This window comes from Candidatus Anoxymicrobium japonicum (assembly GCA_002843005.1).
Lineage (GTDB): Bacteria > Actinomycetota > Geothermincolia > Fen-727 > Anoxymicrobiaceae > Anoxymicrobium > Anoxymicrobium japonicum.
In genome coordinates this window covers 1-4,000 of the sequence record PHEX01000098.1, presented here as the reverse complement: position 1 = coordinate 4,000, position 4,000 = coordinate 1, and the positions used below count along the sequence as shown (strand labels likewise).

Below are 4,000 nucleotides of genomic sequence, written 5' to 3'. Positions count from 1 at the left end.
CACACAGTACTGTCATGAATAGTGCGAAGAACGCTGATTTGCGGTTCTGCTTCTTTATGTGTTCAGTGGTGACTTGGAGTCGCATGATGACCGCTAACGTTTGAATTGAGCGGCCTGCGCGGCTTTTCGCGCAGGTCCGCTCGAATGATGGGTTGGGCGGCGCGTCATGATCGTGATGGGAGCTGCGCGAGCAAGTCTTGGACGGACTGACGTATGCCAGAAATTACGGAGTCGTGACGACCTAATATTTCGGATGCATTTTGGAATACCTCCGGTTGGAGGAATAACAAAGGGAGATCGGCAACCGACACGCCCCGATTTTTGCGCGAAAGGGTTTCAGTGGCGTAAGCCAAAACGTTCTCGACAGCCTTTCGGACTCGCGGTGTGGTTTGCTCGTTCAGGACTGCCATGAGCGTTGCTTGATACTCGCTGAGTGTAGGAGCGTCGGGCAGGACTGGGGCTGCGATTTGGGCCAAGGGCGCCATATTCGGCGCAGGAGCACGATAGGCAATAAGCGTGTCGAGCGCCATAAGTTGTTGCGAACCACCAGCGACTAGCCAGTTTCTGATGCGCGGCCAAGGCGTGCCCAACAGCGCGGCACCCTGACCCCAATGCGTAGTTACGGGTGAGGCGACGGTTGCCTCAAGCCAGTCGATCGCCTCTGGACAGCCGGTATACGCGACCAGGTAAGAATTTGATGAGCGCAGGCCGGCAGATTGGGTAGCAAGCACGCCGACGAGCCAAGCTAACGCAGCGCGCGGGTTGCTCGCGCCAAGGGCCTTTGAGAACGGCTCGTGAAGTGCTCGCGAGTCAGCGTTTTGGAGGTCTGCGCTCATGGATGTCTCGCCGCCCAACGTTTTAGGTAAAGGGCGCTGCGCGGCGCTTTATCGCGCAGCGTCCAGCGACCGGAGGGAGCGGCTTTGACCGCAATGTTAGAGGGCATATGCCTTTGCGACCCAATTGATAAGCAACGGTAGAAAAATGGCGACAACAGAAAACCGCCAAGCAGCACGGTAGGTTTGCATAGCACAGTAGTGGGGGGCACCAATCTCTGGGGTACGAAGCAGTCTCGGGCTGAAAAATGCGCTGAACTCGAACCATCGCGAACTCGGTAATTGCGAATAGAAAGATGGAGCATGTAATTTGAGAAAGCCCATCAGGCGGCCGAATTCAAAATTGAATGCGAAGCCACCCAGCAAGACGCTAAACAAGGCAAACGAACCCAAGGTGTTCTCGATGCCGTAATACATCAGTGCTGCGGCAAAACAGCAAAAAGCTGCTAGCCACGCGAGCCAATAGATTCTTGTGAATGACCTGGGCGTCTGCAAGGACTTGCCCTCTAACGTTGAGCTAAATGGCGCGCCGCTTGCGGCGCGTCCAAGCGACCGGAGGGAGCGATTTTGAGCGTGATGTTAGAGGTCATTGCTGCAGCCAAAGCATGGCGAGGAAGAACAGCGCGACAACAACAGCAAGCCACCTAGCCCGGCGTGGGTTGGTCGGGGTGATGCCAAAAAAATTGTTGAGGCGTAGCTTTTCTGCGAACGACATTTTTGTCGGAAATGGGCCGACCAAATCTTCGAGGGCTTTAACTTGCTGATTTGGGTTGTTTCCGAGCACGTCGTTCGCACGGATGAGTGCAAAAACGATAGCAATCAGAGCGCCGACAATAATTAGGTCGAAGAGCGACATATGACCTCTAACGTGAAGTGGACGGCACATTCGCCGTGTATTCTGGAATGGCGCCATCTATTCTCGCCAGCCTGTCAGCCGAAGACGCACGGCCGGCATGGTCTTTGGTCAAATTGATCCGGATATTTCCCGGAATGGACGGCGCTCGAACATGGCCCTTGGCCTGGATATCCGGCTTGGTCGCCGCATATTCTGGCTTCTTGCTGTATACGCTGGTGAACATGGCGCCTTGAAAGCCTCTTGTCATATCAATAAAGATGGAATACTGTATTTATACACAGTGAATTTTGATTGGCAGGTACGGCATGGAACTGAATCAAGCTTCGACCTTGCTGGGGCGGCTTCGCGAGGTCATTCGTTACAAGCACTACAGCATAAGGACCGAGCGCTGCTATGTCGAGTGGGTACGTCGTTTCGTGGCTTTTCATGATCGTCGGCACCCTCGTGAGATGGGGGCGGATGAGGTCAGGGGGTTTCTTGGTCATCTGGCTGCCGAGTTGAAGGTGGCAGCGTCGACACACCAGCAGGCCTTGTCGGCGCTGCTCTTCCTGTATCGCGAAGTTCTGGGGGTCGATCTGCCCTGGCTGACCGATCTGGATCGGCCAAAGAAGCCGAAGCGGACACCTGTGGTGCTGTCGCGCGGCGAGGTCGAGCGGTTATTGACGGCGATGGACGGGACGCATGCGCTGATGGCCCGTCTGCTTTACGGGACGGGCATGCGCTTGATGGAATGCGTGCGCCTGCGGGTCAAGGATGTCGATTTTGAACGTGGCGAGTTGACCGTGCGCCATGGCAAGGGGGGCAAGGATCGCCTGACGGTCTTGCCGGCGTCGGCGGTGCCGGCTTTGCAGGCGCATCTGGCCCGCGTTCGGGTGCTGTGGGAGCGAGATGAGGAAGCCGGTCGGCCCGGTGTGCAGATGCCGGAAGCACTGGTGCGCAAATATCCTGCCGCACCGCGGGCGTGGGGCTGGTTCTGGGTTTTTCCGGCGCGTGAGTTGTCGACCGATCCGCGCAGCGGCATTGAGCGCCGCCACCACACGCATGAGCAGGCCTTGCAACGAGCGATCAAGGCGGCGGTCGGGCTGGCGGCTATCGCCAAGCCGGCGTCGACGCACACGCTGCGCCATTCCTTTGCCACTCATTTGCTGGAATCGGGCTACGACATCCGCACGGTGCAGGAATTGTTGGGGCACTCGGATGTGTCGACGACGATGATCTACACGCACGTGCTCAATCGCGGCGGGGGCGGCGTGGTGTCGCCGCTGGATGCGGTGCGTGCTTTACAGTGAGTGGTCGTGGTAATACTCTTCGGTAAGAGTAAGAATCAGGAGGCGCCATGAAGATAACCAGCAAGGGGCAGGTGACCATTCCGCAGGACATTCGCGAGAAGGCCGGGCTGCTGCCACACGGCGAAGTCGAATTCGAGCTGCGCGATAACGGCGAGGTGGTGATTCGCCCGCTGCGGTCGTTGGCTGGCGGCGTCCGCGAGGCGTTTGCCCGCGTGCGCGGTTCGGCCAATGCGACGCAGTTCAAGGGCATGAGCACCGACGAATTCATGAACTTCCTGCGTGGCTGAGGCTATGGGCGATCTGGCAGTCAATGAGTCGCCGGCGGAGTATTCGCTGCGGGCGCCGGCTACGCTGGTCGATAGCTGCGTGCTGATCGATGTGCTGGCCGACGATGCGCAATGGGCGTCGTGGTCGCTTGATCAGCTCGAAAGGCAGGCGACAGCCGGGTCACTGGTGATCAACCCGTTGATCCTCGCCGAACTGGCGGCGCGTTATGAACGCGCGGCCGATCTGGAGGCGGCGCTGGCCGGTTTGCCCTTGCTGCGCGAGCCCTTGCCGTGGGATGCGGCCTTTCTCGCCGGGCAGGCCTTTCGTGTCTATCGGCTGGCGGCAGGCGTGAAGACGTCGCCGATGCCGGATTTCTACATCGGCGCCCATGCGCTGGTGCGCGGCATGCGTCTGCTGACGCGCGACGTGCGCCGCTACAGTAATTATTTCCCCAAACTGGACATCGTCGGGCCGGCGGCCGGAATGGAGCAGGGGACATCAACGTGAGCGATCTTTTTTCCTCCTCCGACATTGACCGCAACGCGCCGCTGGCCGAGCAACTGCGCCCGCAGACGCCGGATGAAGTGATCGGCCAGCAGCACCTGCTCGGCCCGGGCAAACCATTGCGTCTGGCCTTCGCCTCCGGCCAGCCGCATTCGATGATCCTGTGGGGGCCGCCGGGCGTCGGCAAGACGACGCTGGCGCGGATGATGGCGACGCAGTTCCAGTGCGAGTTCATCGCGCTGTCGGCGGTG

The 4,000-nt window shown here is 59.2% G+C and carries 8 protein-coding genes; 4 read left to right on the top strand and 4 right to left on the bottom strand.

Annotation, left to right across the window (positions count from 1 at the left end; genetic code table 11):
- Window positions 1-164: 164 nt before the first annotated feature.
- From CVT63_07980 to CVT63_07965, 4 genes are all read right to left on the bottom strand, one after another.
- Window positions 165-530 (bottom strand): hypothetical protein, encoded by a 366-nt coding sequence (locus tag CVT63_07980; GenBank protein ID PKQ27449.1) that lies wholly within the window; start codon window positions 528-530, stop codon window positions 165-167.
- A 402-nt stretch (window positions 531-932) separates the two neighbouring features.
- Window positions 933-1,328 (bottom strand): hypothetical protein, encoded by a 396-nt coding sequence (locus CVT63_07975; protein PKQ27445.1) that lies wholly within the window; start codon window positions 1,326-1,328, stop codon window positions 933-935.
- Between the two features lie 91 nt (window positions 1,329-1,419).
- Window positions 1,420-1,689: a hypothetical protein gene (locus CVT63_07970; GenBank protein PKQ27444.1), complete on the bottom strand. Its 270-nt coding sequence runs from the start codon at window positions 1,687-1,689 to the stop codon at window positions 1,420-1,422.
- Between the two features lie 7 nt (window positions 1,690-1,696).
- On the bottom strand, window positions 1,697-1,912 hold the full coding sequence (locus tag CVT63_07965; protein ID PKQ27443.1) for a hypothetical protein: 216 nt from the start codon (window positions 1,910-1,912) through the stop codon (window positions 1,697-1,699).
- A gap of 82 nt (window positions 1,913-1,994) precedes the next feature.
- On the opposite strand from CVT63_07965, the gene CVT63_07960 reads away from it, so the two are divergent.
- The 4 genes from CVT63_07960 to CVT63_07945 form a co-directional block, all read left to right on the top strand.
- Window positions 1,995-2,978, top strand: a complete 984-nt coding sequence (locus CVT63_07960; protein ID PKQ27448.1) for an integrase — start codon at window positions 1,995-1,997, stop codon at window positions 2,976-2,978.
- Window positions 2,979-3,025: 47 nt separating this feature from the next.
- Window positions 3,026-3,265, top strand: coding sequence for an AbrB family transcriptional regulator (locus CVT63_07955; protein PKQ27442.1), 240 nt, complete (start codon window positions 3,026-3,028; stop codon window positions 3,263-3,265).
- A 4-nt stretch (window positions 3,266-3,269) separates the two neighbouring features.
- On the top strand, window positions 3,270-3,752 hold the full coding sequence (locus CVT63_07950) for a DNA-binding protein (GenBank protein PKQ27447.1): 483 nt from the start codon (window positions 3,270-3,272) through the stop codon (window positions 3,750-3,752).
- The coding region (locus tag CVT63_07945; protein PKQ27446.1) for a recombination factor protein RarA at window positions 3,749-4,000 on the top strand (252 nt) is incomplete at its 3' end. The genes CVT63_07950 and CVT63_07945, both read left to right, overlap by 4 nt.